Source organism: Microbispora sp. H13382, from assembly GCF_014161445.1.
In the GTDB taxonomy this organism is placed as follows: Bacteria; Actinomycetota; Actinomycetes; order Streptosporangiales; family Streptosporangiaceae; genus Microbispora.
In genome coordinates this window covers 15,647-39,172 of the sequence record NZ_JABBXA010000035.1, presented here as the reverse complement: position 1 = coordinate 39,172, position 23,526 = coordinate 15,647, and the positions used below count along the sequence as shown (strand labels likewise).

19 protein-coding genes and 1 pseudogene are annotated in these 23,526 nt (G+C 71.3%); 15 read left to right on the top strand and 5 right to left on the bottom strand.

The features are described from left to right. The 3 genes from HHX41_RS38855 to scpA form a co-directional block, all read left to right on the top strand. A partial coding sequence (locus HHX41_RS38855) for a biotin/lipoyl-containing protein (RefSeq protein WP_310742375.1) occupies window positions 1-213 on the top strand: 213 nt, incomplete at its 5' end. 100 nt (window positions 214-313) lie between these two features. Next, window positions 314-2,068: a methylmalonyl-CoA mutase family protein gene (locus tag HHX41_RS38850; protein WP_182909931.1), complete on the top strand. Its 1,755-nt coding sequence runs from the start codon at window positions 314-316 to the stop codon at window positions 2,066-2,068. Next, window positions 2,065-4,218, top strand: a complete 2,154-nt coding sequence (scpA, locus tag HHX41_RS38845; RefSeq protein ID WP_182909930.1) for a methylmalonyl-CoA mutase — start codon at window positions 2,065-2,067, stop codon at window positions 4,216-4,218. The genes HHX41_RS38850 and scpA overlap by 4 nt, the downstream gene beginning before the upstream one ends. A 208-nt stretch (window positions 4,219-4,426) precedes the next feature. On the opposite strand, the gene HHX41_RS38840 is transcribed toward scpA, so the two are convergent. The 3 genes from HHX41_RS38840 to HHX41_RS38830 all read right to left on the bottom strand — a co-directional run bounded on the left by HHX41_RS38840 (window position 4,427) and on the right by HHX41_RS38830 (window position 7,604). Continuing rightward, window positions 4,427-5,929 carry a non-reducing end alpha-L-arabinofuranosidase family hydrolase gene (locus HHX41_RS38840; protein ID WP_182909929.1) on the bottom strand — a complete coding sequence of 501 codons (1,503 nt, stop codon included), beginning with the start codon at window positions 5,927-5,929 and terminating at the stop codon, window positions 4,427-4,429. A 657-nt stretch (window positions 5,930-6,586) separates the two neighbouring features. Continuing rightward, window positions 6,587-6,841, bottom strand: coding sequence for a hypothetical protein (locus tag HHX41_RS38835; RefSeq protein ID WP_182909928.1), 255 nt, complete (start codon window positions 6,839-6,841; stop codon window positions 6,587-6,589). Window positions 6,842-7,298: 457 nt separating this feature from the next. Continuing rightward, window positions 7,299-7,604: an ABC transporter ATP-binding protein gene (locus HHX41_RS38830; RefSeq protein ID WP_182909927.1), complete on the bottom strand. Its 306-nt coding sequence runs from the start codon at window positions 7,602-7,604 to the stop codon at window positions 7,299-7,301. A 210-nt stretch (window positions 7,605-7,814) separates the two neighbouring features. Between HHX41_RS38830 and HHX41_RS38825 the strand changes: the two genes are divergently transcribed. Further along, window positions 7,815-9,323, top strand: a complete 1,509-nt coding sequence (locus HHX41_RS38825; RefSeq protein ID WP_182909935.1) for an MFS transporter — start codon at window positions 7,815-7,817, stop codon at window positions 9,321-9,323. Here HHX41_RS38825 and HHX41_RS40040 read toward each other — a convergent pair. Continuing rightward, window positions 9,262-9,921 (bottom strand): annotated as a pseudogene (locus tag HHX41_RS40040) (IclR family transcriptional regulator); the annotation flags it as partial. The gene HHX41_RS38825 and the pseudogene HHX41_RS40040 sit on opposite strands and share 62 nt — an antisense overlap. Window positions 9,922-10,033: 112 nt before the next feature. Here HHX41_RS40040 and HHX41_RS38820 point away from each other — a divergent pair. The 4 genes from HHX41_RS38820 to HHX41_RS38805 are packed head-to-tail and all read left to right on the top strand — an operon-like array spanning window position 10,034 to window position 14,065. Continuing rightward, window positions 10,034-11,191 carry a cupin domain-containing protein gene (locus HHX41_RS38820; RefSeq protein WP_182909926.1) on the top strand — a complete coding sequence of 386 codons (1,158 nt, stop codon included), beginning with the start codon at window positions 10,034-10,036 and terminating at the stop codon, window positions 11,189-11,191. Further along, on the top strand, window positions 11,188-12,036 hold the full coding sequence (locus HHX41_RS38815) for a fumarylacetoacetate hydrolase family protein (protein ID WP_182909925.1): 849 nt from the start codon (window positions 11,188-11,190) through the stop codon (window positions 12,034-12,036). Before HHX41_RS38820 ends, HHX41_RS38815 begins: the two co-directional genes overlap by 4 nt. Then, the gene (locus HHX41_RS38810; RefSeq protein ID WP_182909924.1) at window positions 12,036-12,746 is read left to right on the top strand and encodes a maleylpyruvate isomerase family mycothiol-dependent enzyme; all 711 of its coding nucleotides are present in this window, start codon (window positions 12,036-12,038) and stop codon (window positions 12,744-12,746) included. The genes HHX41_RS38815 and HHX41_RS38810 overlap by 1 nt, the downstream gene beginning before the upstream one ends. 26 nt (window positions 12,747-12,772) lie before the next feature. Next, complete coding sequence (locus tag HHX41_RS38805; RefSeq protein WP_182909923.1) at window positions 12,773-14,065, top strand: FAD-dependent oxidoreductase; 1,293 nt, start codon at window positions 12,773-12,775, stop codon at window positions 14,063-14,065. Between the two features lie 31 nt (window positions 14,066-14,096). Here the strand turns inward: HHX41_RS38805 and HHX41_RS38800 are convergent, their stop codons facing one another. Then, window positions 14,097-14,711 carry a TetR/AcrR family transcriptional regulator gene (locus HHX41_RS38800; protein ID WP_169988957.1) on the bottom strand — a complete coding sequence of 205 codons (615 nt, stop codon included), beginning with the start codon at window positions 14,709-14,711 and terminating at the stop codon, window positions 14,097-14,099. Between the two features lie 194 nt (window positions 14,712-14,905). Between HHX41_RS38800 and HHX41_RS38795 the strand changes: the two genes are divergently transcribed. The 7 genes from HHX41_RS38795 to HHX41_RS38765 all read left to right on the top strand — a co-directional run bounded on the left by HHX41_RS38795 (window position 14,906) and on the right by HHX41_RS38765 (window position 23,521). Further along, the gene (locus HHX41_RS38795; RefSeq protein WP_182909922.1) at window positions 14,906-16,516 is read left to right on the top strand and encodes an MFS transporter; all 1,611 of its coding nucleotides are present in this window, start codon (window positions 14,906-14,908) and stop codon (window positions 16,514-16,516) included. A gap of 179 nt (window positions 16,517-16,695) precedes the next feature. Then, a complete protein-coding gene (locus HHX41_RS38790; RefSeq protein WP_310742373.1) occupies window positions 16,696-17,709 on the top strand; it encodes a phosphotriesterase in 1,014 nt (337 codons plus the stop codon). Window positions 17,710-17,754: 45 nt separating this feature from the next. Beyond that, window positions 17,755-18,708 (top strand): phosphotriesterase, encoded by a 954-nt coding sequence (locus HHX41_RS38785; protein ID WP_182909920.1) that lies wholly within the window; start codon window positions 17,755-17,757, stop codon window positions 18,706-18,708. Window positions 18,709-18,722: 14 nt separating this feature from the next. Then, window positions 18,723-19,901, top strand: a complete 1,179-nt coding sequence (locus HHX41_RS38780) for an FAD-dependent monooxygenase (protein WP_182909919.1) — start codon at window positions 18,723-18,725, stop codon at window positions 19,899-19,901. Between the two features lie 3 nt (window positions 19,902-19,904). After that, a complete protein-coding gene (locus HHX41_RS38775; protein WP_182909918.1) occupies window positions 19,905-20,831 on the top strand; it encodes an alpha/beta hydrolase in 927 nt (308 codons plus the stop codon). Continuing rightward, the gene (locus HHX41_RS38770; protein WP_182909917.1) at window positions 20,828-21,766 is read left to right on the top strand and encodes an MBL fold metallo-hydrolase; all 939 of its coding nucleotides are present in this window, start codon (window positions 20,828-20,830) and stop codon (window positions 21,764-21,766) included. Before HHX41_RS38775 ends, HHX41_RS38770 begins: the two co-directional genes overlap by 4 nt. 24 nt (window positions 21,767-21,790) lie before the next feature. Then, window positions 21,791-23,521, top strand: coding sequence for a CocE/NonD family hydrolase (locus HHX41_RS38765; RefSeq protein ID WP_182909916.1), 1,731 nt, complete (start codon window positions 21,791-21,793; stop codon window positions 23,519-23,521). Window positions 23,522-23,526: the final 5 nt, after the last annotated feature.

The window sequence follows — 23,526 nt, the reverse complement described above, 5'->3', positions numbered from 1 at the left end:
CTGGTGAGCCCGATGCAGGGCACGATCGTCAAGGTCGTCGCCGCCGACGGCGACACCGTCGAGCCCGGCGACACGATCGTCGTCCTGGAAGCGATGAAGATGGAGCAACCGCTCACCGCCCACAAGGCGGGAGCCGTGGTCGGCATGTCCGCGGACGTCGGCGCCACCGTGGCCGCGGGCGCGGTCATCTGCGAGATCAAGGACCAGGCATGAGCGAGCGAAGCGAGCGAATACGTAGGCACAGTGCGATTCGGCTGGGTCATCTGCGCGCCTCCGGCACGACGCGACCCGAGCCGTCAGGCGAGGAGGAGGCGTGAGCGCCGGTTTCCCTTCCGCCACCCGGGAGCAGTGGCGCGAGCTGGCGCGGGAGGTCCTGCGCCGGTCGGGCCGGGAGACGGACTCGCCCGAACAGGCGCTGGCGAGCACGACCTACGACGGCATCACCGTCGCCCCGCTGCACGACGTATCCGACCTGCCCGAGAGGCCGGGGCTGCCCGGGCTCGCGCCGTACGCACCCGGGGGTCGCGGTCTCGGCGGCCCATGGGAGGTGCGGCAGCGGCACGAGGTCGCCGATCCGGAGGCCGTGCTGACCGATCTGGAGAACGGCGTCGACTCGCTCTGGCTGGCCGTCGCCCCGGAGGAACTGCCCCGCGTCCTCGACCGCGTACGTACGGGCTGGATTTCGATCACGCTGGACGCGGGCGACCGGACCCGGGAGGCGGCGGACGCGCTGCTGTCGCTGGCCGCACGGCGCGGCGTCCCCTCCTCGTCGCTGAGGGGCTGCCTCGGGGCCGATCCCCTGAGCCGCCGGGCGCCTGTCGAATCCGGTCTCGCCGGGATGGCCGAGCTCGCGCGGCGCTGTGCCCGCGACCTGCCCGGGATGCGCGCGGTCGTCGTCGACGCGACGGCCTACCACGAGGCCGGCGGCGGCGACGCCGAAGAGCTCGGTTGTTCGATCGCGACGGGCCTGGCCTACCTGCGGGCGCTCACCGGCCACGGGCTCGGTGTGCGTGAGGCCTTCGGCCAGGTGGAGTTCCGGTACGCCGCGACCGCCGACCAGTTCGCGACGATCGCGAAGCTGCGGGCGGCCCGGGTGCTGTGGGCGCGGGTCGCGGAGGTCTGCGGTGGACCACCCGGTCAGTTCCAGCACGCGGTGACCTCGGCGGCGATGATGACCCGGCGGGACCCGTGGACGAACATGCTGCGTACGACGCTGGCGTGTTTCGCGGCGGGCGTGGGCGGGGCCGACGCGGTGACCGTGCGGCCGTTCGACGACGCGCTCGGCCTGCCGGACGGCTTCTCCCGCCGCATCGCCCGCAACACCTCCACCTTGCTGGTGGAGGAGGGCCAGGTGGCCAGGGTGACCGACCCGGCGGCCGGGTCCTGGTACGTGGAACGGCTCACCGCCGACCTCGCGGAGAAGGCCTGGGAGTGGTTCCAGGAGATCGAGGAGGCGGGCGGGATGGCCGCGGCGCTCGCCTCGGGACTCGTGCGGGCGAGGATCGCGCGTACCGGGGAGAGCAGGGCACGCGACATCGCGCGCCGGAAGGCGCCGATCGTCGGTGTCAGCCAGTTCCCCGACCTGTCCGAGAAGGCGCCCACGCTCGCCCACGCACCACGGCCACCCGCGGGAGCACTGCCGAGTGTCCGCCAGGCCCAGGAGTTCGAGGACCTGCGCGACCGGGCCGAGGCCCTGCCCGTCCGGCCGAAGGTGTTCCTGGCCGCCGTCGGCCCGGTGGGCGAGCACGCGGCCCGGGTGTCGTTCGCGGCGGGGCTGTTCCAGGCCGGTGGCGTCGAGACGGTCACGTCGAGCCCGGCCACCGACCCGGCCGTGATCGCGAAAGAGTTCGCCGCGAGCGGAGGCGCGGTGGCGTGCCTGTGCTCCAGTGACGCGCTGTACGCCGAGCACGCGTCCGCCGTCGCGCACGCGTTGCGGAAGGCGGGCGCGGTCAGGGTCTGGCTGGCCGGCAAGGGCCGATACGACGGCGTGGACGGAAACCTGTACGCGGGGTGCGACGTGATGGACGTGCTGCGCAGGACCCTCGCGGATCTGGAGGTGGACGTATGATCCCGGACTTCCGAGGGGTGCCGCTGACCGGGTCCGGGCGCCCGGACACGCCGTCCGAGCTCGGCGGGACCGCGTGGGACAGCCCGGAGGGCATCCCGATCGCGCCGTTCTACACGCCCGTGGATCTGGAGGCGTCGGCCGCGGCGGGGGAGTACGACCCGTGCACCTATCCCGGCATCGCGCCGTACGTGCGCGGGCCGTACCCGGCGATGTACGTGACCCGGCCGTGGACGATCCGGCAGTACGCCGGGTTCTCGACGGCGGAGGAGTCCAACGCGTTCTACCGGCGGAACCTGGCGGCCGGGCAGAAGGGCCTGTCGGTGGCCTTCGACCTTGCCACGCACCGGGGGTACGACTCCGACCACCCGCGCGTCGCCGGTGATGTGGGCATGGCGGGGGTGGCGATCGACTCGATCCTCGACATGCGGATCCTGTTCGACGGCATCCCGCTGGACCGCATGAGCGTGTCGATGACGATGAACGGCGCGGTCCTGCCGATCCTGGCGCTGTACATCGTGGCCGCCGAGGAGCAGGGGGTGAAGCCGGAGCGGCTGAATGGGACCATCCAGAACGACATCCTCAAGGAGTTCATGGTCCGCAACACCTACATCTACCCGCCGGGCCCGTCGATGCGGATCATCTCCGACATCTTCGCCTACACCTCGGCGCACATGCCGCGCTTCAACTCCATCTCCATCTCCGGCTACCACCTGCAGGAGGCCGGGGCCACCTGCGACCTGGAGCTGGCCTACACCCTGGCCGACGGGGTGGAGTACCTGCGCGCCGGAACCGCCGCCGGTCTCGACATCGACGCCTTCGCGCCGCGGCTGTCGTTCTTCTGGTGCATCGGCATGAACTTCTTCATGGAGGTCGCCAAGCTCCGCGCCGCCCGGCTGCTGTGGTCGGACCTGGTGAAGGACTTCGGCGCGAAGGACCCGAAGTCGCTGGCGCTGCGCACCCACTCCCAGACCTCCGGCTGGTCGCTGACCGCCCAGGACGTCTACAACAACGTGGTGCGCACCTGCCTGGAGGCCATGGCGGCCACCCAGGGGCACACCCAGTCGCTGCACACCAACGCCCTGGACGAGGCGCTCGCCCTGCCGACCGACTTCTCCGCGCGGATCGCCCGCAACACCCAGCTCGTGCTCCAGCACGAGTCGGGCACCACCCGGGTGATCGACCCCTGGGGCGGCTCCTACTACGTCGAAACCCTCACCCGGCAGCTCGCGGCCAAGGCGCGGCAGCACATCGCCGAGGTCGAGGCGGCGGGAGGCATGGCGCGGGCCATCGACCGGGGGCTGCCGAAGCTCCGCATCGAGGAGGCCGCCGCCCGCACGCAGGCCCGCATCGACTCCGGCGTCCAGCCCGTCATCGGCGTCAACAAGTACCGCACCGACGCCGAGCCGGAGGTGGAGGTGCTCAAGGTCGACAACACCGCCGTACGCGCCCGGCAGATCGAGCGGCTGCGCAGGCTGCGGGCCGAACGCGACCCCGAGGCCGTACGCGCCGCGCTGGACGCGCTCACCCGCGGGGCGACCTCCGACGGCAACCTGCTCGCCCTGGCCGTGGACGCGGCCCGGGCGCACGCCACCGTGGGCGAGATCTCCGAGGCGCTGGAGAAGGTGTTCGGCCGGCACCAGGCCAACGTGCAGACGATCTCCGGGGTGTACCGGCAGGAGATCGGCGCCGGGGCCGACGCCGTCCGCGAGGCCGGCGACCGCTTCGCCGAGGCCGAGGGACGGCGCCCCCGGATCCTGGTGGCCAAGATGGGCCAGGACGGCCACGACCGTGGCCAGAAGGTGATCGCCTCCGCGTTCGCCGACCTGGGCTTCGACGTGGACGTCGGCCCGCTGTTCCAGACCCCGGCCGAGGTCGCCCGCCAGGCCGTCGAGGCCGACGTGCACATCGTCGGAGTCTCGTCGCAGGCCGCCGGGCACCTCACGCTCGTGCCCGCGCTGCGCAAGGAACTGGCCGCCGCCGGCGGCGACGACATCATGATCGTGGTGGGCGGCGTCATCCCGCCCGGCGACGTCCCCGCGCTGCTGGACGCCGGGGTCGCCGCCGTCTTCCTGCCCGGCACCGTCATCACCGACGCCGCCCTCGACCTCATACGGGAACTGGCGGCCCGGCTGGGCCACGACCTGGGGTGATCGGCGTGGCCGCCGGTGCCGCGGCAGGAGGCGAACCGCCGCCCTCGGACAGCAGGACGATCTGGGCTCTCCGCGTGACTGTGGCGGGCTCGGCTGCGCACCGAGCCCGCCACGCCGGTTCCGCCCGGCCCTGATCGCGTGCCGTGTCGGCGCTCACCGCCTTCGGTGTGCGCCGTCGACGCGATCGGGCCGGACCTGGATCACGCCGTCAGCGCTGCAGCGTCAGCACGCCCGGCCGGTAGGGCAGGAGGCCGTAGTCGCCGCCGGAGCTGGGGCTGCGACCCTGGTAGAGCAGCTGCAGGTTGCAGGGGTCGACGGTCTTGGTCTGGTCGGGGTTGTTGCGGACCAGGTCGCCGTGACTGATGTCGTTGGTCCAGGTGGCGCCGCTGTTGGCCTTGCCGGCGAAGGGGTTGCTCTCGCTCGTGGCCTGCGGGGTCCACGTCCCGTCCAGGCTGGTGGCCGTGTAGGAGCGGAAGTAGCGGCCCTGCGAGCCGATCGACTCGACGAGCATCAGGTACTTGTTCTGGCCCTGGAGCTTGTAGACCTCGACGCCTTCGAACAGGTTGTTCGTCGTGTCGCTCATGATCGTCGTGTAGTTGGAGCCGAAGTTGCCCGGGAAGTTCCCGATGGGCATGCTGGACCGGTAGATCTTGCCGTTGTCCCCGGCGAAGAACAGGTACATGTTCTGGCCGTCACCGATGAGCGTCTGGTCGATGGGGCCGGTGCCGGAGCCGGAGATGCTCGCGGTGGACAGGGTCTGCTGCGCCGACCAGCCGTTGGGGTTGGTGGGGTCGCTGGAGGTCCGGTAGGAGAAGGCGGTCCCGCCCCACTGGTAGGCCAGCACCCAGATGTTCTTGGGGGCGAAGTAGAACAGCGTGGGCGCGACAGTGGAGAAGTTCATCTTGGTCTGGGTGGCCGAGGCCATGTCGGACCAGTTCGTGAAGGGGCTGAAGGCCATCGACCCCCAGCTCGACCCGGTGTCGTGCGTCGTCGCGTAGACGAGGTGCTTGCCGTTGTAGACGACGTTGGTGAAGTCCTTGAGCGAGACCCAGCCCGACTTCGGAGTCGCCAGCGCGCCCGTCGAGGTCCAGCGGTACGTCGACGGCAGGTTGCACGTGCCGGTCGGCGTCACCGACGGGGACGGAGACGGGGACGGAGACGGGGACGGGGAGGCCGACGGCGACTGCGACGGCGACTGCGACGGCGACTGCGTCGGGGAGGGGCTGGGCGAGCCCGGGCTGCCGGTGCAGGCCACACCGTTCAGGGAGAACGAGGTGGGCACCGTGCTGGAGCCGTTCGAGGAACCGTTGAATCCGAAGGTCGTGTTGCCGCCGCTCGGAATGCTCCCGTTGTAGGAGACGTTGGTGGCGGTCACCGACGAGCCGGACTGGGTGTGGGTGGCGTTCCAGATCTGGGTGATCTGCTCGCCGGAGCCGAAGGACCAGGTCAGCCGCCAGCCGTTGACCGCGTCACCGAGGTTGTTGATGGTGACGTTGGCGTTGAAGCCGCCCGGCCAGCTCGAACTGATGGTGTAGTCGACCCGGCAGGCGACGGCGGCCTGGGCGGGCTGTGTGGTCATCAGGGCGCCGGCTCCGGCCAGCAGGACCGGAATGGAGCCGATCGCGAGGCCGCGGCGCGAGGCCCGCCGGGGCGGTGTCGCGGTGGCGGCGGCGGAGGGGCGCGGTGACCGCGCTCGCCAGGGCAGACGCATTCGAAATCTCCTCATCATCATGTCCGGCCGCCATCGGGGCTGGTGCGGGCAGCGGTCAGGTGTCGCGATGCCGTTCGCGGTGAACCCGGATGCTGCGGAGCCAGCCCGCGACGACGGAGCCGTTGTATGAAAAGCGGACACGCGAGGGTCACCTCGCGCGATCGACGCCGCGTCCCGTGATCAGGGAACGCACACCACCAGGGCGTCGCGAACGGCGGTCCTCACCGCACACCACCACAGGGCAGGAGGAAGCCGCCTTGAGGACACAGTCTGGAAATCATGCCGAAATGTGTCAAGTCCCCTGCGAAAGTTTCAGAGTGACGCTCGCGCCGTCACCCACGGCGACCCCTGAAACGCCTGATGGAACGTACGCCCGTCCGTCGCCCCGCTGCGGGCGGAAGGTTCCGCCCTTGACGTCGCCTGTTCGTCTCGTATTGGATCCGACCTGCTGCGACCAGCCGGCGGAGAACGACGACAGGGGGGAATGTTAACGCTAACAACAGGCCGGGGGCCACCACCCGGCGGCCATGGTGCGGGGCGGTCCGGCGGACAGACACCACGTCCCTGGTGCCGCCACCTCGGAGAGTCACCAGTGAGGAGGTTCACGGCGGCGAAGACGAATCCCGGGCGGCCGCTTCGCCGTGTCACCCGAAACGGTCACAGGGCGGATGCCGGCTGCACCTCCATGGCGGCCGGCTCGGCATCCGCGTGACTCTGTCGCCTGTCCGTCGAGGACTCGGCCGGGAGCAGGCGCTTGGCGGCGAACTTCAGGCGGTCCTCGACGTATTCCGGCGTCATGTGACCGTTGAGCCAGCTGATGACGCTGCTGCTCCACAGGGATTCGAGCATGTGCAGCGCGCGGTACTCGGCGGCCGTGGTGTGGTGCGCCGGCCCCCAGGCGGCGAGGGCCATGAGGCAGTGTGGTGGCGTCCTCGGATCTGATCAGCGGCGTGTCGTCCGGCTGCTCGTCCAGCGCTTTGGGGATGTGGTAGGCGCTGAGCGCGGCGTGCGCCCAGCCGCGGTTGTACTGCATGGCCCGGAAGGCGCGGTGGAGGACTTCGGCGGCGCGTCCCTCGGGCGTGCGCCGGCGCGGTGACGCTGGCCGACACCACGTTGGCGCCGGAGGACATGATGCGCGAGGCGATTCAAGCGAGGACGTGGTGCCGGCCGTCTTGCCCGGCAGCACCTGCGGGCACGACCCCTGGCCCGATGTGCTGAACATCCACGGGTTCTTGTCCCAGGAGCAGAGTGACGACGTTGCCGTTGATGCCGCGCACTCTCGCCGGTGAGCTCCGACAGGTCGCCGAGGATCTTGGTGATCTCCTCCCCGGCCTGCCGGGGCGAGTCGTGGCTCGCCCCGCGTACGAGGTCAGTGGACGACGGCGGACATGCCGAGGTAGGCGGCGGCGACGCGCTGCTCGTGGACGTCCGACCGGTCGCTCACCCAACGGAGGTGACCGGTCTGCAGGGCGCCGACCTGATCGGCGACGATGAGGACGTCCCGCGCCTTCTCCTCGACGAGCACCACGGTCGTGCCCTCCCGCCGGAGGCGCCGGAACGCCTCCATGATCTCCACGGTCACGATCTGGGCGAGCCCGAGCGGCGGCTCGTCGCTGATGAGCAGCCGTGCGCCGGCGGACGAGGAGGCGAACGCCCAGAACCTCAACGGGACCACCGAGGACACCCGCGAGGCGATCCGGGCCTTCCTCGAGAAACGGGACCCCTCTTCCGCAACCGCTGACCGGTCGGTGGCCGGGACCGACCGGGACTCCACGTGGCCGGACGGCTAGGGTGGCGAATCGTCCTCGACGGAAGGAGTACGGTGGCGACGCCCATCACGGGTGCCAGATCCGGTGTCGTCACCGGTGCGCTGGCGTTCAGCGGCATGATCGTCTCGATGATGTTCACCCTGGTGGTGCCCGTCATCCCCGACCTGCCCCGCCTGCTGTCGGCCCCGGCGGAGGACGCCTCCTGGGTCGTCACCGTCACGCTGCTGTCCTCGGCCGTGTTCACGCCGGTGAGCGGACGGCTCGGCGACATGTACGGAAAGCGCCGCATGGTGGTGATCAGCCTCACGCTGATGGTCGCCGGCTCGCTCGTCTGCGTGGTCGGCGACTCGCTGCTCGTGGTGGTTATCGGGCGGGCGCTGCAGGGCTGCGCCGTCGGCGTCATCCCGCTGGGCATCAGCATCATGCGCGACCTGCTGCCGCCCGAGCGGCTCGGCTCGGCCATGGCGCTGATGAGCGCCACCCTGGGCGCCGGCGGCGCGCTCGGGCTGCCGCTCGGCGCCCTCGTCGTGCAGCTCGTCGACTGGCACATGCTCTTCCTGGCGGCGGCCCTCATGGGAGCGGTGGGCCTCGTCCTCACCCTCGCGCTGGTGCCCGCCTCCCCGCTACGGACGGGCGGACGGTTCGACTTCCTCGGCGCCGCGGGGCTGTCGGCGGGCCTGGTGTGCCTGCTGCTGCCGGTGAGCAAGGGCGGCGGCTGGGGCTGGGACAGCCCTCTCACCCTGGGGCTGTTCGCCGCGTCGGCGGTGATCCTCCTCGTGTGGGGGTTCGTGGAGCTGCGGGTGGCCGATCCGCTGGTCGACCTGCGGGCGACCGCCCGGCGTGAGGTGCTGATCACGAACGTCGCGTCGATCGCGTTCGGATTCGCCATGTTCGGGCCCAGCCTGGTGTTCCCGCAGGTGCTCCAGGCCCCGGGCGTCACCGGTTACGGCCTGGAACTGTCCCTGTTCGAGGCCGGGCTGTGCATGGCCGTCGGCGGCGCGATGATGATGGTGCTCTCGCCGGTCTCGGCCCGTCTCACCGGCACGTACGGGCCCCGGGTGACGCTCATGATCGGCGCCCTGTGCACGGTCGCCGGCTACGCCGTCGCGCTGTTGCTGATGGACGAGGTCTGGCACATCGTGCTCGCCGCGACCATCGCGTCCTCCGGGGCCGGCCTCGGCTACTCCGCGATGCCCGCCTCGATCATGGGCGCGGTGCCCGCCTCCGAGACCGCCGCCGCCAACGGCTTCAACTCGCTCATGCGCTCCATCGGCACGGCCTCGGCCAGCGCGGTGATCAGCGCCGTCCTGGCGGCCCACATCGTGCCGGCCGGGGCCTTCTCGCTGCCGTCCCGAGAGGGACTGCGGCTCGCGCTGATCACGGCGACCGTCGCGGCGGTCGCCGCGCTGGTCATCGCCGCGCTCCTGCCGAGGGGACGCGGGCGCGCCGGGCCGCCGGTGAGCGGGCGCCGGCACCTGTTCAGACGGCGCGGCCCAGATCGGCCTCCACGGCGCTCGCGACACGGGAAAGAATGTCGACCAGTGACGGCAGCCGACGCTTGTCGTAGCGTCCGCTCGGCATCGACACCGACAGACCGGCGAGGGCGGTTCCGTCCGGGTCCCTGACCGGCACGCCGAGTGCCACCACGCCGCGTTCCGAGCGGCCCTGGTTGAGCGCGAAGCCCTTACGCCGCACCTGGGCCAGCTCGGCACGCAGCCGGTCCAGGTCGGGCCGCGTGGTGAGCCGGTCGGCGGGCCGGTCGGCGTGCCGCTCGGCCGGGTAGACCGCCTTGAGTTCCTCGTCGGTCAGCTCCGCCAGCAGCAGCAGCCCCGTCGTGGTGTGGTGGGCCGGGAACACCATGCCCTCGCGGGAGCCCACCCGCAGGCTCTGGAAGCACTCGACGCTGGCGATGAACCGGACCGTGTCCCCGGTGCGGACCGCCAGGTTGGCGGACTCGTCGAGCATGCCGACCAGCCGGTGCAGGTGTGGCAGGGCCGCCGCCCGCAGGCGGGAGGCGGCCGAGGGTGAGTGGGCCGCGAGCTCCAGGACCGGACCGGCCCGGTAGAGGCGCCGCTCGTCCTGGACCGCGAAGTCCCGGTAGACCAGCATCGCGAGCAGCCGGTGCGCGGTGGAGCGGGCCACGCCCAGCCGATCGGCGACCTCCGAGACGGTCAGCTCGCCCTCCAGCTGAAGCATCGCGGCGATCCGCAGGGCGTGGTCCACACTATTGATCAGGTAGGTCGGCGGATTCTTCAGCGGCTTGCTCACGGGATCCTCGATTCTGCAAAGCAGAATTCGGCGTTCTTCATCGCGTTACAGCAGCAACATTAGCCGTATGAGCACTGCTGCGACCACGCCAGAGTCCCCGGTGCGGCTCCGTGCGATCGACGCGCCGGACCAGCCCGACGTCACCCCCGCGCTCGAAGACCTCTACCGCGGTTTCGAGCAGGAGCTGCTCGTGCCGCTGTGGACGGAGATCGGCGACCTGATGCCAGCGCGTCCCCGATCGCGCGCGGTGCCGCACCTGTGGCGGTGGGAGAACCTGCGGCGGCTCGCCGCGCAGGCCGGCGACCTGGTCCCGGTCGGCCGCGGGGGAGAGCGGCGGGCGATCGCGCTGGCCAATCCCGCACTGGGCGGACGGCCCTTCGCGACGCCCACGCTGTGGGCCGCGATCCAGTACCTGATGCCCGGGGAGGACGCTCCGGAGCATCGCCACACGCAGCACGCCTTCCGCTTCGTCGTCGAGGGCGAGGGCGTGTGGACGGTCGTCGGCGGCGACGCGGTCCCGATGCGCCGCGGTGACTTCCTCCCGCAGGCCGGCTGGAACTGGCACGCCCACCACAACGCGACGAGCGAGCCGATGGCCTGGATCGACGGCCTGGACATCCCCTTCCAGTACGTCACCGAGACGCAGTTCTTCGAGTTCGGCCGCGACGAGATCAGCGACGCCGAGCGGATCACCCCCGAGCGGTCGCGCTCCGAGCGGCTGTGGGGACACCCCGGCCTGCGCCCGCTGCCGGCCGGGGAGCTCACCCCGGGCACCCCGCTGCTGTCCTACAAGTGGGAGTTCACCGACCGCGCCCTGGCCGACCAGCTCGCCCTGGAGGCCGAGGGCTTCGGCGGCACGGTCGAGCCCGGCCACGCCGCGGTCCGCTACACCAACCCCGCCACGGGCGCCGACGTGCTCCCCACGCTCCGCGCCGAGATGCACCGCATCGCGCGCGGCGCCGAGACCGCCCCGGTCCGCGAGACCGGCTCGTCCGTCTACCAGGTCTTCGACGGCTCGGGAACCGTGACCGCCGGCGACAGGACCTGGACGGTCACCCGCGGCGACCTGTTCGCCGTCCCGTCCTGGCAGCCCTTCTCGGCCCGGTCCGAGGCGGGCTCCACCGACTCCGACTCCGGCGCGCTGGACCTGTTCCGGTTCAGCGACTCCCCGGTTTTCGAGGCCCTGCAGCTCAACCGCACTCATATCGAAGGGACCACCCGATGAAGCTCGCCACCCTCCGCGTCGACGGCTCGACCCGCGCCGTACGGCTCGACGGCGACCGGCTGGTCGACCTCGGCGCCGCCGACCTCGGCGAACTCCTCTCCCGGGATGACTGGGCCGCCGCGGCAGCCGCCGTCGACGCCGGCACCGCCACGACGTACCCGGTCGACGGCGCGGACTTCGCCCCGGTGGTCCCGCGGCCCTCGAAGGTCGTCTGCGTGGGCCTGAACTACCGGAACCACATCCAGGAGATGGGCCGCGACCTGCCGCGGTACCCCACCCTGTTCGCCAAGTTCGCCGACTGCCTGATCGGCGCCGGCGACGACATCGCCCGTCCCGAGGAGACCGCGGAGTTCGACTGGGAGGTGGAACTCGCCGTCGTGATCGGGAAGCGGGTCCGCCGGGTCAAGGACACCGAGGCCGAGGCCGCGATCGCCGGCTTCACCGTCCTCAACGACATCACCTGCCGCGACTGGCAGTTCCGCACGCGCGAGTGGCTGCAGGGCAAGATGTGGGACTCCTCCACCCCCGTCGGCCCCTACCTCGTCACGCCCGACGAACTGCCCGGCGGCGTACGCCCCGAGCTGGAGGTCAGCCTCAGCGTCGACGGCGAGGTCATGCAGCGCGACACCACCGGCGACCTGCTCTTCGACCCGGTCGCGCTGGTCGAGTACGTATCGACCGTCGTGCGCCTCAACCCCGGCGACGTCATCGCCACCGGCACCCCCGGCGGCGTCGGCCACGCCCGCGACCCCAAGCGCTACCTGACCGGCGGCGAGCGCGTCGTCGCGGAGATCCAGGGCATCGGCCGGCTCGACAACACCGTGGCCAAGGACGGGGCGGCCTGATGCGCCGCACCTTCGGCGACACCCTCGGCTGGAGCGAGACGGGCACCGAGCTGTTCCTCGCCACCGTCGCCGGGTGGGGCGAGGAGGAGTACCTCGCCCCTTCCGGGCTCCCCGGCTGGACCCGCAAGCACCTGGTGGCCCACGTGGCGGCGAACGCCGACGCACTGAGCAACCTGGTGCGCTGGGCCGCCACCGGCGAGAAGACCCCGATGTACTCCTCGCCCCGGCAGCGTGACGCCGACATCGAGGCCGGCTCCCGCAAGCCGGCCGCCGAGCTGGCCGCCTGGCTGGACACGTCCGCCGGGCGGCTCGCCGCGGGCATCGCCGGGCTGGACGACGACCGGTGGAACGCCGAGGTCGTCACCGCCCAGGGCCGTACCGTCCCCGCGACCGAGATCCCCTGGCTGCGCTCCCGCGAGGTCTGCGTCCACGCCGTCGACCTGGCCTCCGGCGTCGCCTTCACCGACCTGCCGGCCGGATTCCTGACCGCCCTGGCCGACGACATCGCCGCCAAGCGCGGCGGCGCCGCGGGTCCCGCGGTCGTCCTGGCCGCCACCGACACCGGCGACCGCTGGGAGCTGCCCGGCGAGGGCGAGCCCGTCACCGCCGGCGGCCCGCTCGCCGAGGTCGTGGCGTACCTCGCCGGACGCCCGCACACCCTGACCACCCCCGACGGCTCCCTCGCGCCGGCCCTGCCGGCGTGGCTGTGAGCGTCCCGGCCATCGAGGAGAGCAGCGTGACGACATCCACCACCTCCGCCGGCCCCGTCGACGTCCTGGTCGTCGGAGGCGGCATCGGCGGCCTGAGCGCGGCCTTCGCCCTGGCCCGCGCGGGCCTGCGGGTGCGCGTGCTGGAGCAGGCGCGCGAGTTCGGCGAGGTCGGCGCCGGCCTGCAGATCGCGCCCAACTGCACCCGGATCCTGCATGACTACGGCCTGCTGGAGGAGGCCAAGAGCCTCGGCGTGGTGCCGAAGAGCATGGTGATGCGCGACGCCGTCGACGGTCGCGAGCTGACCCGGCTGGACCTGGTCGACCTGCAACGCACCTACGGCTTCCCGTACATGGTCATCCACCGCAGCGACCTGCACGGCATCTTCCTGCGCGCCTGCCGGAGCGCGGGAGTCGGCCTGGTCACCGACGCCCGCGTCAGCGGCTACGAGAACACCGCGTCCGGCGCCCGGGTGCTGCTGGCGGACGGCCGCACGGACGAGGCCCGTATCGTCATCGCCGCCGACGGCCTGCACTCGGTCGCGCGCCGGCTCCTGGTCGAGGACGAGCCGGTCAGCTCCTCCTACGTCGCCTACCGTGCCGCGGTGCCCATCGAGCAGGCCGGCCGGGACGTCGACCTCAGCGAGGTCTCGGTCCACGTCGGCCCGGGCTGCCACTTCGTGCAGTACGGGTTGCGCGGCGGCGAGATGCTCAACCAGGTCGCGGTCTTCGAGTCCCCCAAGGCCCGCGCGGGCGAGGAGGACTGGGGCACGCCCGACGAGCTGGACGCCGCCTTCGCCGCGACCTGTCCGGAGGTGCGGGCCGGCATCCCGCTGATGTGGCGTGACCGCTGGTGGCGGATGTTCGATCGCGATCCCATCATGACCTGGGTCGACGGCAACATCGCGCTGCTCGGCGACGCCGCCCACCCGCCGCTGCAGTACATGGCGCAGGGCGCGATCATGGCCATAGAGGACGGCTGGGTGCTCGCCAGGCACGTCGCCGCCCGCCGCGCCGGGGACGGCACGATCGACTGGCAGGGTGCCCTGGCGGCCTACGAGGCCGTGCGCCCCGAGCACTGCCGGCGCGTCCTGACCACGGCCCGCGCCTGGGGCGAGCTGTGGCACCTGGACGGCGTGCCCCGCCTCCGGCGCAACACGCTGCTGCGGGCCCGCGACACCTACGACTACTCCTTCACCGACTGGATCTACGGCCCCACGGCGCTGACGCCGGAGGAGGAGCCGCCGATGTTCACGCCGATTCCACTCGACTCCGTTGACGGTGACCCCGTCGACGCGACTCTGTCGGCGTCTCCGGCCTGATCAGTCTCCCGCCTGATCGGCTTCGGTCTGCTCAGTGGCGCCCGATCGAGCCGACCCAGCTCTCGGTGAGGACGTCCAGCATCTCGTCGTGCCCGACGCCCCAGGTCCCCGGCGTCCAGTGGCGCGCGACGTAGTCGAGCTCGGTGATGGCGATGACGCTGCGGAAGTGGCGGGTGCCGGCCGGGAACCGGCCGGCACGGTCGAGCCCCTCCTTGATGTCGCCGATGGCCTCGTTCAGCCACTCGTCGAGGAGCGCGCGGATCGCGGGGTCCACGGCCGCGGCCTCGAAGGCGGTCGTGGTGTAGGGGCGGATCTCATCCCAACGCTGTGAGGTCGAGGCGAGCCACGCGCGGATCCGCTCCCGCGAGCCGTCCTCGACCACCGCGACCAGCTCACGCTCGGTCGACCCGTGCTCGGCTGAGGGGACCCGGTCGAGCGCGGCGTTGAGCCGCTCCGAGATGAGAGCCTTCATCAGCTCGACCTTCGAGGGGAAGTGCGCGTAGAAGGTCACCCGCGTCGTCCCCGCCGCCGACGCGATGTCGTCGACCGTCGCCGTCGCGTAGCCCTTCGACACGAACAGGTCCAGACCGGCATCCAACAGGAGCTTCCGCGTCATCTCCTTCTGTGCCGCACGAAGCCTCGCCATGCCCGTCAGCATAGGGCACCCCGGCCGCGTTCCGCTCTCGCTGACTGTTGTGAATACATACTGCTCAATTGGTTGACGTCGCGTCAAGTGATGTGCCACCTTGCACAGCCAACGGGAAATCGAGCCCACATCGGGTGGCCGATCCCGGGGGCCGGAACCCATCGCCCGGCCCGTGGACAAGGAAGCACTCCGCAATGACGCAGACCGCTGCGCGCAAGCAGGGCTACACCGCAACGGTGGTCGCCGGCTGCTTCGCCGTACTCCTCGCGCAGGTGGCGTACTCGCTGCCCGGCGCGCTCAATGGCACCTTCCAGCAGGAGTTCCAGACCACCGGCGCCGAACTGACCTGGGTCACGGCCGCCTTCGCCATCCCCATGGTCGTCTTCGAGCTGACCACCGGCGTCATCGGTGACCTGTTCGGCCGCAAGCGGCTGCTGCAGGCCGGTGCTCTGCTGACCGTGGCCGGCTCGCTCGTCAGCGCCCTCGCCGGAACCGTCCAGATCCTGTGGATCGGGCAGGTCGTCGCGGGTCTCGGAGCTGCGATCCTCTATCCGATCTCGCTCGCCATGATGGCCGCGGTCAGCCCGTCGCAGGAGGCCCGCTCCAAGGCCATCGCCGTCTGGGCCGGCTTCCTCTCGATCGGTGCGGCGATCTCCCCGCTGCTGGGCGGATGGCTGGCCGCGGAGGGCGACTGGCGGACGTCGTACCTCGTGGTCATCGCGGCGGCGGTCGTCTCGATCGTCATCACGCGGTTCGCCGCCGACTCCTCGGCCCCGGAGGGGCGCAAGCTGGACATCCCGGGTCAGGTCACACTGGCCCTCGGCCTGATCGCCATCCTCTTCGCCGCCACGCAGGGCTCCGAAGCAGGCTTCGCCCGTCCCGAGATCATCGGTGCCTTCGTCGCGGGCCTCGTGCTCCTCGGCGCCTTCATCGCCATCGAGCTGCGGACCCGCGTCCCGCTGCTGCACCTGGGCGTCTTCGCCAACCGTTCGTACGCGGTCGTCGCGATCGCGACGGTGGTCGGCATGTTCGCGTTCCTCGCGACGTGCTACTCGGTGAGCATCTGGCTCGGCGCCGTCCAGCACCAGAGCGCTCTGCGGGTCGGCGTGCTGTTCCTGTTCATCCAGGGGCCGGCCTTCGTGCTGGTGCCGGCCGTCTCCCACCTGATCCGGAACTTCTCGCCTCGCTGGGTGCTCACCGCCGGTTTCGCCCTCATCGCCGTCAGCGGCGTCTGGTGCTCGACGTTCGACGTCCACGACATGGACTGGACGCGGTTCATCGGCCCGATGCTGGCCCTCGGCGTCGGCTTCGCGCTCACCGTCGGCTCGATCACGGCCGTCGCGATCAACACCGTTCCGCTGCGGCTCGCCGGCATGGCCAGCGCCACCACCAACCTGCTCCGCGACTTCGGCTTCGCTCTCGGCCCGGTGCTCATCGCCGCGTTCGCGGTCAGCCGGGCGAACGGCGACCTGACCGCCGGTCTCGGCAGGGCGATCGGCGGGTCCGGGCTCACGCCGCCGTACACCGACATCGCCGGGGGGATCGCGCACGGCGGCGGCGCCATGGCGATCAACTCGATGCCGGTCGTGCCCGGCGCCGGTCCGGCCATGCCGCCGGTGCCGATGCCGGAGAGCCTCCGCGCGCTCGCGGCCGAGTCGCTGGGCGGCGCCTACAGCCTCGCGTTCCTGGTCGCCGGCCTCTGTGCCGCCGCCGCCGCGGCTCTGACGCTCTTCGGGCTCTTCGGCACGCAGCGCGCCGGCGTCGAGGAGCCTCTGACCGATGAGGAGCCCGTCCCCGCCGGGTGACCCGGAAGCCGCCGGGCCGAGCCGAGGTCCCCGCTTCGGGCGGGGGTCTCGACCTGTACCGTACTCCAGGAAAATCTAATTTACTTGCAGATAACACGCTTGACGTGCTGTAAAGCTAACTGACACCATTCCAGATGCGGCGTGACCGCGGTCACTCGCCGAGACCGAAAGGAGTGCCAGTGACGGGCGCCCAGACTGCCGGGAACTCCACCGGCAACACCGTCAACACCGTCCTCGGCCCCGTTCCCGCGCAGGAGCTGGGAGTCGCCGCGGTTCACGAGGCCCTGCTGTCGGTGTTCCCCGGAGCGCAGTACGGGTTCGACGTCACCCTCGACCGGGCCGAGATCTTCGAGACCCTGGCCGGGAAGCTGAAGGACTTCCGCCGGCACGGCGGCGGCACGATCGTCGACAGCACCGGCATGTTCCACGGACGCGATGTGCGGCTCTACGAGACCCTCTCGCGCACGACCGGCGTGCACATCGTCGCGTCGACGGGTCAGGGCCCCGAGGAGATGCTCGGCGGCTACTTCCTGACGCCGCAGACCAACCCGCCGACCCCCTGGCCGGCCGAGAAGTTCGCCGACCTCTTCGCCAAGGAGGTCACCGAGGGCATGGTGGTCCCGCGTGTCGAGCGCCGGGGCGCCGCGGGCCTCGTGGCCACGGCCGCGACCCTCGCGGGCATGACCGCGACCGACGAGAGCCTGTTCCGCGGCGCGGCCCGGGCCGCCCTGGCCACCGGTGTCCCGGTGTCCATCCGCTTCGGGAACGACGCCGTGCGCGACCTCGAGGTCGTCCTGGACGAGAAGCTGCCGGCCGGCCGCGTCGTCGTCGGCGGGCTCGACCGCAGGGACGCCGTCGCGGCGGGCGCCCCGTTCGAGGTCGCGGCCCGCGGCGCCTACGTCGCCCTCGACCACGTGGGCGCCGAGGGCACCGGCGACACCGAGGACGACACCCACGTCACCGACGCCGAGCGCGCCGCCCTGGTCATCGAGCTGGTCGAGGCCGGTCACGGCGACCGGATCCTGCTCTCGAGCAACGCGACCGGCGTCGCCAAGGGCCACCCGGCGAACGACGTGGCCTACAGCGCCGTCCTGACCACGTTCGTCCCCCTTCTCGCGAAGCAGGGCCTCGGCGACGGGGACGTCCGGCGGATCCTCGTGGACAACCCGCGCGACCTGCTGTCGGTGCGCTGAGCGCGCGCGAGCCCAAGACCACTGAGCTTCAAAAGGTGAGTTGTTGTGTCGAGAGTGAACACCGTCCTGGGGCCGATCCCGGCCGAAGAGCTGGGTCTCGTGGCCGTCCACGAGCACATCGGGTACGGCATGCCGGGCTCCGAGCTGGACACCAAGTGGTGGAAGACCCCCGAGCAGCGGTACGAGGAGACCGTCCCGAAGCTGCGCCGGTTCCATGAGTACGGCGGCGGCACGTTCGTCGACGCGACCGGCATCTGCAACGGCCGGGACGTCGACTACTACAGGTCCCTGTCCGCGAAGACCGGCGTGCACATCGTGGCGAGCACCGGCTTCGTCGGCGGCGACACCGCGCTGCCGTTCTTCGCCCGGGCGAGCGTGGAGTATCTGACCGAGCACTTCGTCCACGAGATCACCGTCGGCATCGGCGGCACGGGCGGCCGCGCCGGCGTGATCAAGGTCGGCGTGAGCCGCGGCGGCCGCATGACGGACCTGGACAAACGCATCTACCGCGCCGCCGCCCGCGCCGCCCTGGCCACCGGCGTGCCCGTCCTGACCCACCTCGCGATCGACGCCGAGAACGCCATCGCCATCTTCGACGCCGAAGGCCTCCCGCTCGACCGCGTCCTGTTCGGGCACGTCGACGACGGGGTGAACGCCGACAAGACACGCGACACCTGGATCGCCGAGCAGGGCGGCCGCATCGGGTTCGACACCTTCGGCTACGAGACCGAGCTCGAGGACCCGCCTTTCTGGGCCCGTCCGCGCAAGGAGCGGCTGGACCACTTCCTCCGGTTCATCGGCCAGGGGCACCTGCGCAAGGTGCTCGCCTCGGCCGACGCCAACTGCAGCCCGCTGGGCTGGCCGGGCGTGAAGGGCCACACCGTCAACTACATCTTCGAGGACCTCATTCCGGATCTGCGCGCCGCCGGGCTCGACGAGGCCGCGATCACGACCATCTTCGTCGACAACCCCGCCGACTTCATGACGATCCAGAAGTGACAAGGACCACGACCATGCAACCCTCAGACCTGAAGAACCTGAACATCGCCGTCGTCGGCGCGGGGTACGGCGGCGCCGCCGCGGCCAAGGCCCTGAGCCTCCTCGGCGCCACCGTCGACGTCTACGAGCAGGCGAGCCAGATCCGCGAGGTCGGCGCCGGCATCGGCCTGCGGCCGTCCACCATGGACCGGTTCCGCCAGTGGGGCATCTTCGACGCGATCGCGAGGGTGAGCTCGCCGAGCGACTACTTCGAGATCCTGACCGCCACCGGCGACCCGATCGCGAAGGAGGCGTGGCCGGAGATCGACACCTTCGGCGAGAAGACCCACCTGATCCACCGCGGGGACTTCATCGAGGCTCTCCTGGGCGTGCTGCCCAAGGGCATGGTGCACCTCGGCCACAAGCTGGAGAGCGTCGAGGACGAGGGCGACAAGGCGACGCTGGTCTTCGCCAACGGCGAGTCGGTCACCGCCGACCTGGTGGTCGGCGCCGACGGCATCAAGTCGGTCGTGCGCGGGCAGCTGTTCGGCGACAACCAGCCGGTGTTCTCCGGCGAGCACGCGTACCGCGCCGTGATCTCCGTCGACGACGCCCACGGGATGGCCGTCGACGACAACCTCCGCATGTACATCGGCCAGGGCACGAAGGTCTATTTCCTGCCGCTGCGCCACCGCGGCCAGGTCTCGTTCGACATCACCGCCCTGTGCCCGGACAACACCTGGACGCCAGGCGTCACCAAGGACGACCTGCTGAAGACCGTCGAGGGTTTCGACGAGCGGATCGTGGACATCACCCGCGGCCTCGACATGGCCACCGTCAACTGCCGCGCGGTCTACGACATCGACCCGGTCGGCACGTGGCACTCGGACTCGGTCGTACTCGTGGGCGACGCGGCCCACTCGATGCTGCACCATCAGGGCCAGGGCGCGAACTCGGCGATCCTGGACGCCGGCGCCCTCGCCGACGCCCTCAAGGAGGCCGGCTCCGTCAGGGAGGCGCTGGCGCGCTACCAGGCCATCCGCAAGCCGGTCACCGACGAGCTGCAGCGGATCTCGCGCCAGGGCTGGACCGAGGACGAGATCAACGACGTCTTCCCCGGCCAGAAGCCCGCATCCCAGAAGCCCGCATCACAGCAGCCCACGGTCCAGAAGCCCACTGCCCAGCAGCCGGCGTCCCAGCCGCAGGAGGCCTGACCCATGCCGCTGCACCCCGACATCGCCCGGGTCCTCGCCACGCTGCCGGCGCCGCCTCCCGGTCCGCTCGACCCGGTCGCCATGCGCGCCGCCGAGGAGGCGCAGGTTCCGCCCCTGGAGGAGCGCCTGCCGCTCCACTCCGTGGAGGACACCAGGGCGCGGACTCCGGCGGGCGAGGTCCCCGTACGGATCTACACGCCGGTCGAGGCCGACGCGTACGGCCTGCTGGTCTACTTCCACGGCGGCGCGTTCTTCCTCGGCAGCCTGGACACCCACGACCACGTCGCGCGGTCGCTGGCGAAGGAGACCGGACTCAGGGTCGTCTCCGTCGGCTACCGGCGGGCGCCCGAGCACGCCTTCCCGGCCGGGATCGAGGACTGTCACGCGGTGGTGCGATGGGCCGCCGAGAACGGCGAGAGCCTGGGCTGGGACGGTACGACGCTCGCCGTCGCCGGCGACAGCTCGGGCGGCACCTTCGTCGCGGCCGTCACCGCGATGGCCCACGACGAGGGCTTCGACCGGATCACGCACCAGGTCCTCTTCTATCCCTCGCTGGATCTCGACTTCGACGTCGACCGCTACGCCTCGCTGCGCGAGAACGCCGTCGGCTACGGCCTGGAGACGGCGGGGCTCAAGCCGTTCAACGCGTTCTACCTCGGCAGCGGCGCCGACCCGGCCGATCCGCTGGTCTCGCCGATCAAGCGGGCCGACCTCACCGGGCTGCCGCCCGCGCTGATCGTGACCGCGGAGCACGACCCGATGCGCGACGAGGGCGAACTCTACGGCCGGCGCCTGGAGGAGGCCGGAGTCGACGCCACCGTGAGCCGCTACCCGGGCGCCGGCCACGGGTTCGTGCAGCACTTCTCCTCGATCCCGGACTACCACCGGGTCTTCGAGGAGACGGCGGCCTTCCTGAAGGGCGAGTCATGACGCACGTGGACGTTCATCCCCTGGTCTCGCCGTGGGGCCGGTTCGGTCTGTACACCTTCTTCATCGACGCCCCCGAGCCGGCCATCGTCGACACGGGGATCGCCTCCTCGCCCGCCGAGGGAATGGCCCCCGCGCTCGAGGCCATCGGGCGCCGCATCGAGGACGTGCGCTGGATCCTGCTGACCCACGGTCACATCGACCATGTCGGCGGCGCCCACGCACTGTGGGAGCTCACCGGCCGGCGCGCCCAGGTGGTCGTCCACGAGGCCGACGCCCCGATGCTGCGCTCACGCCGGGCGCACGTGGACGAGTACCTCCACGGCCGGGCGCGCTACCTGAACGACCCCGAAGGCGCGGCGAAGGTGGCGGCCGCGGCCGACGCGGTCATCTCCGGCGAGATGGAGCCGACCATGCTGCTCAAGGGCGGTGAGACCCTCTCGCTCGGTGGCGGCGTCACCGTCTCCGTCCACCCGGTCCCGGGCCATACCCCCGGATCGGTGGCCTATGTGATCGACGGACAGCGCTCGGTGTTCGCCGGCGACGCCGTCCAGGTCCACGGGGCCGCCAACGGCTTCCCCGGCTACGCGGATCCGGCCGCCTACCGCGCCGGCCTTCGCTACCTGCGCGACGAGGTCCGCCCGCGGCACCTCTACCTCGGGCACCCGTACCGCCGCGCGGACGGCGTGCCGTACGGCGTCGAACTCGACGCCGGCCAGGCCCGGGAGGCGCTCCAGGAGAGCCTGGACATCGAGGCCGCTGTCGGCGAGGCGGCCTGCCGCTGCCTCCGCGACGGACTGCGGGAGACGGACTCGCCGTACTCGCCGTTCGCCCCCGTCGCCGAGAGGCTCGGCTACACCGGCGATCCCACGCTCGAGCCGTCGCCGTTCTTCACGTCGATGCACGGCTACCGCACGCACTTCGACCAGAGCTCGTGACAGAGGACAAGGAACTTCGCACTCATGGCTGACTTCCAGACGATCCGGGCGGGCGAGCAGACGATCGCCGTCCGCAAGGACCTGCGGGTGCCGATGCGCGACGGGGTCACCCTCGCCGTGGACGCCTACCACGGCACGGAGGACAAGCCGCGGCCGGCCCTGATCGCGATGAGCGCCTACGGCAAGGAACTGCAGGCTCTCGCCCTCACCACGCCGCCGCAGCGCCGCCCCAGCCCGATGTGGGACGGCTGCATCGAGGCCGGTGACATCGCGCGCGTGGTCAGGGAGGACTACGTCCACGTCATCGGCGACGTGCGCGGCACCGGCGACTCCGGCGGCGTGATGATCGGCAACTACAACGCCGGCGGCGTTCCCCAGGGCCAGGACCTGTACGACCTCGTCGAATGGGTCGCCGGGCAGCCGTGGTGCGACGGGAACGTCGGCATGATCGGTATCTCCTACTTCGGGTCGATGCAGGTGGTCGCCGCGGCCGAGCGGCCGCCACACCTGAAGGCGATCTTCGTCAGCGGCGGTCATTTCGACTTCTACGAGACCACCTACCACGGCGGCGTCATGTGGTTCATGCCACGGGCCGCCCGCGAGGGGCGCGGCGGCGACTCCGGCATCGCGCACACCGACGTCAGGTCCCGGATGCAGGAGCTCCACTCCCCGGAGGAGCTCGCGAAGCTCGTCGACGAGCGGCTCCGGGACCCGGACGTGGCCGCGTGGCCGAACCTCGTGCACGTGCTGAAGTATCCGAAGAACCGCGAGTTCTGGTTCGACATCGTGATGAACCCCGTCGACGGGGAGTGGTACGAGGAGCGCAACCCCGTCAGGCTGGCCGAGAACATCGACATCCCGGTCTACCTGCAGATCGACCAGGGACGCGGCTGGACCGTGGACGGCCACATCGAGCTGTTCGACGTGCTGAAGGGTCCCAAGAAGCTGGACATCGGCTCCTACCCGCCGATGCAGTCGCGCCCCTGGATCGAGGAGCACGACACGATGTTCCGCTGGTACGAGTACTGGCTCAAGGGCGTCGACAACGGGATCATGGACGAGCCGGCCGTGCGCGTCTTCGTGGAGGGCTCGCGTGAGGTGGTCACCGCGGAGCGGTGGCCGCCGAAGGAGATCGAGCACAAGCCGTTGTACCTGCGCCCGCGGCACAAGCTCTCCCGGGAGCCCGAGCTGATGGGCGCGGAGCACGCCGCCCCGGACGGCTTCTACCAGGCGCCGCTGACGGTGACCGACAAGGTGGAGATCGTCAGCTGGAGCACCGCGCCGTTCGAGGAGCCCACGGAGCTCATCGGCACCGGTGCGGCGCACCTGTTCGTCGAGATCGACCAGGATGACACGAACCTCATCATGCGGCTGTGGGACGTCGCCCCGGACGGAAGCCGCCAGCTGATCACCACGGGCTTCCTCAAGGCGTCGCACCGCGAGCTCGACGAGCGGACGACCGAGGGCGACCCGTACCACCCGCACACCCGCGCCGTGCCGGTGGAGCCCGGGAAGATCGAGGAGTACGTCCTGCGGCTCTACCCCTTCGCCGCGACGATCAACCCCGGCCACCGTCTGGTGGCGGAGCTGTCCAACGACGAACCGCCGGCCGACGCGCACAACGCGCTGCTGCCGCCGGATGCGTTCCACCTGCCGGTGGGCCGCCCCGTCACCCACAAGATCTATCGCGACGCCGCCCACCCGTCCCGGCTCGTGTTGCCGTTCACGAAGCACACCGCGGGGGAGAACGGGTAGCCGGG

Excerpts from the sequence above, each read along its gene's own strand:
- HHX41_RS38770 (WP_182909917.1), top strand. The coding sequence starts at position 20,828 with ATGACGCACGTGGACGTTCATCCCCTGGTCTCGCCGTGGGGCCGGTTC.
- HHX41_RS38820 (WP_182909926.1), top strand. The coding sequence starts at position 10,034 with ATGAGCACTGCTGCGACCACGCCAGAGTCCCCGGTGCGGCTCCGTGCG.
- HHX41_RS38800 (WP_169988957.1), bottom strand. The coding sequence starts at position 14,711 with ATGGCGAGGCTTCGTGCGGCACAGAAGGAGATGACGCGGAAGCTCCTG.
- HHX41_RS38840 (WP_182909929.1), bottom strand. The coding sequence starts at position 5,929 with ATGCGTCTGCCCTGGCGAGCGCGGTCACCGCGCCCCTCCGCCGCCGCC.
- HHX41_RS38825 (WP_182909935.1), top strand. The coding sequence starts at position 7,815 with ATGATCGTCTCGATGATGTTCACCCTGGTGGTGCCCGTCATCCCCGAC.
- HHX41_RS38815 (WP_182909925.1), top strand. The coding sequence starts at position 11,188 with ATGAAGCTCGCCACCCTCCGCGTCGACGGCTCGACCCGCGCCGTACGG.
- scpA (WP_182909930.1), top strand. The coding sequence starts at position 2,065 with ATGATCCCGGACTTCCGAGGGGTGCCGCTGACCGGGTCCGGGCGCCCG.
- HHX41_RS38810 (WP_182909924.1), top strand. The coding sequence starts at position 12,036 with ATGCGCCGCACCTTCGGCGACACCCTCGGCTGGAGCGAGACGGGCACC.
- HHX41_RS38835 (WP_182909928.1), bottom strand. The coding sequence starts at position 6,841 with ATGGCCCTCGCCGCCTGGGGGCCGGCGCACCACACCACGGCCGCCGAG.
- HHX41_RS38795 (WP_182909922.1), top strand. The coding sequence starts at position 14,906 with ATGACGCAGACCGCTGCGCGCAAGCAGGGCTACACCGCAACGGTGGTC.
- HHX41_RS38775 (WP_182909918.1), top strand. The coding sequence starts at position 19,905 with ATGCCGCTGCACCCCGACATCGCCCGGGTCCTCGCCACGCTGCCGGCG.
- HHX41_RS38765 (WP_182909916.1), top strand. The coding sequence starts at position 21,791 with ATGGCTGACTTCCAGACGATCCGGGCGGGCGAGCAGACGATCGCCGTC.
- HHX41_RS38780 (WP_182909919.1), top strand. The coding sequence starts at position 18,723 with ATGCAACCCTCAGACCTGAAGAACCTGAACATCGCCGTCGTCGGCGCG.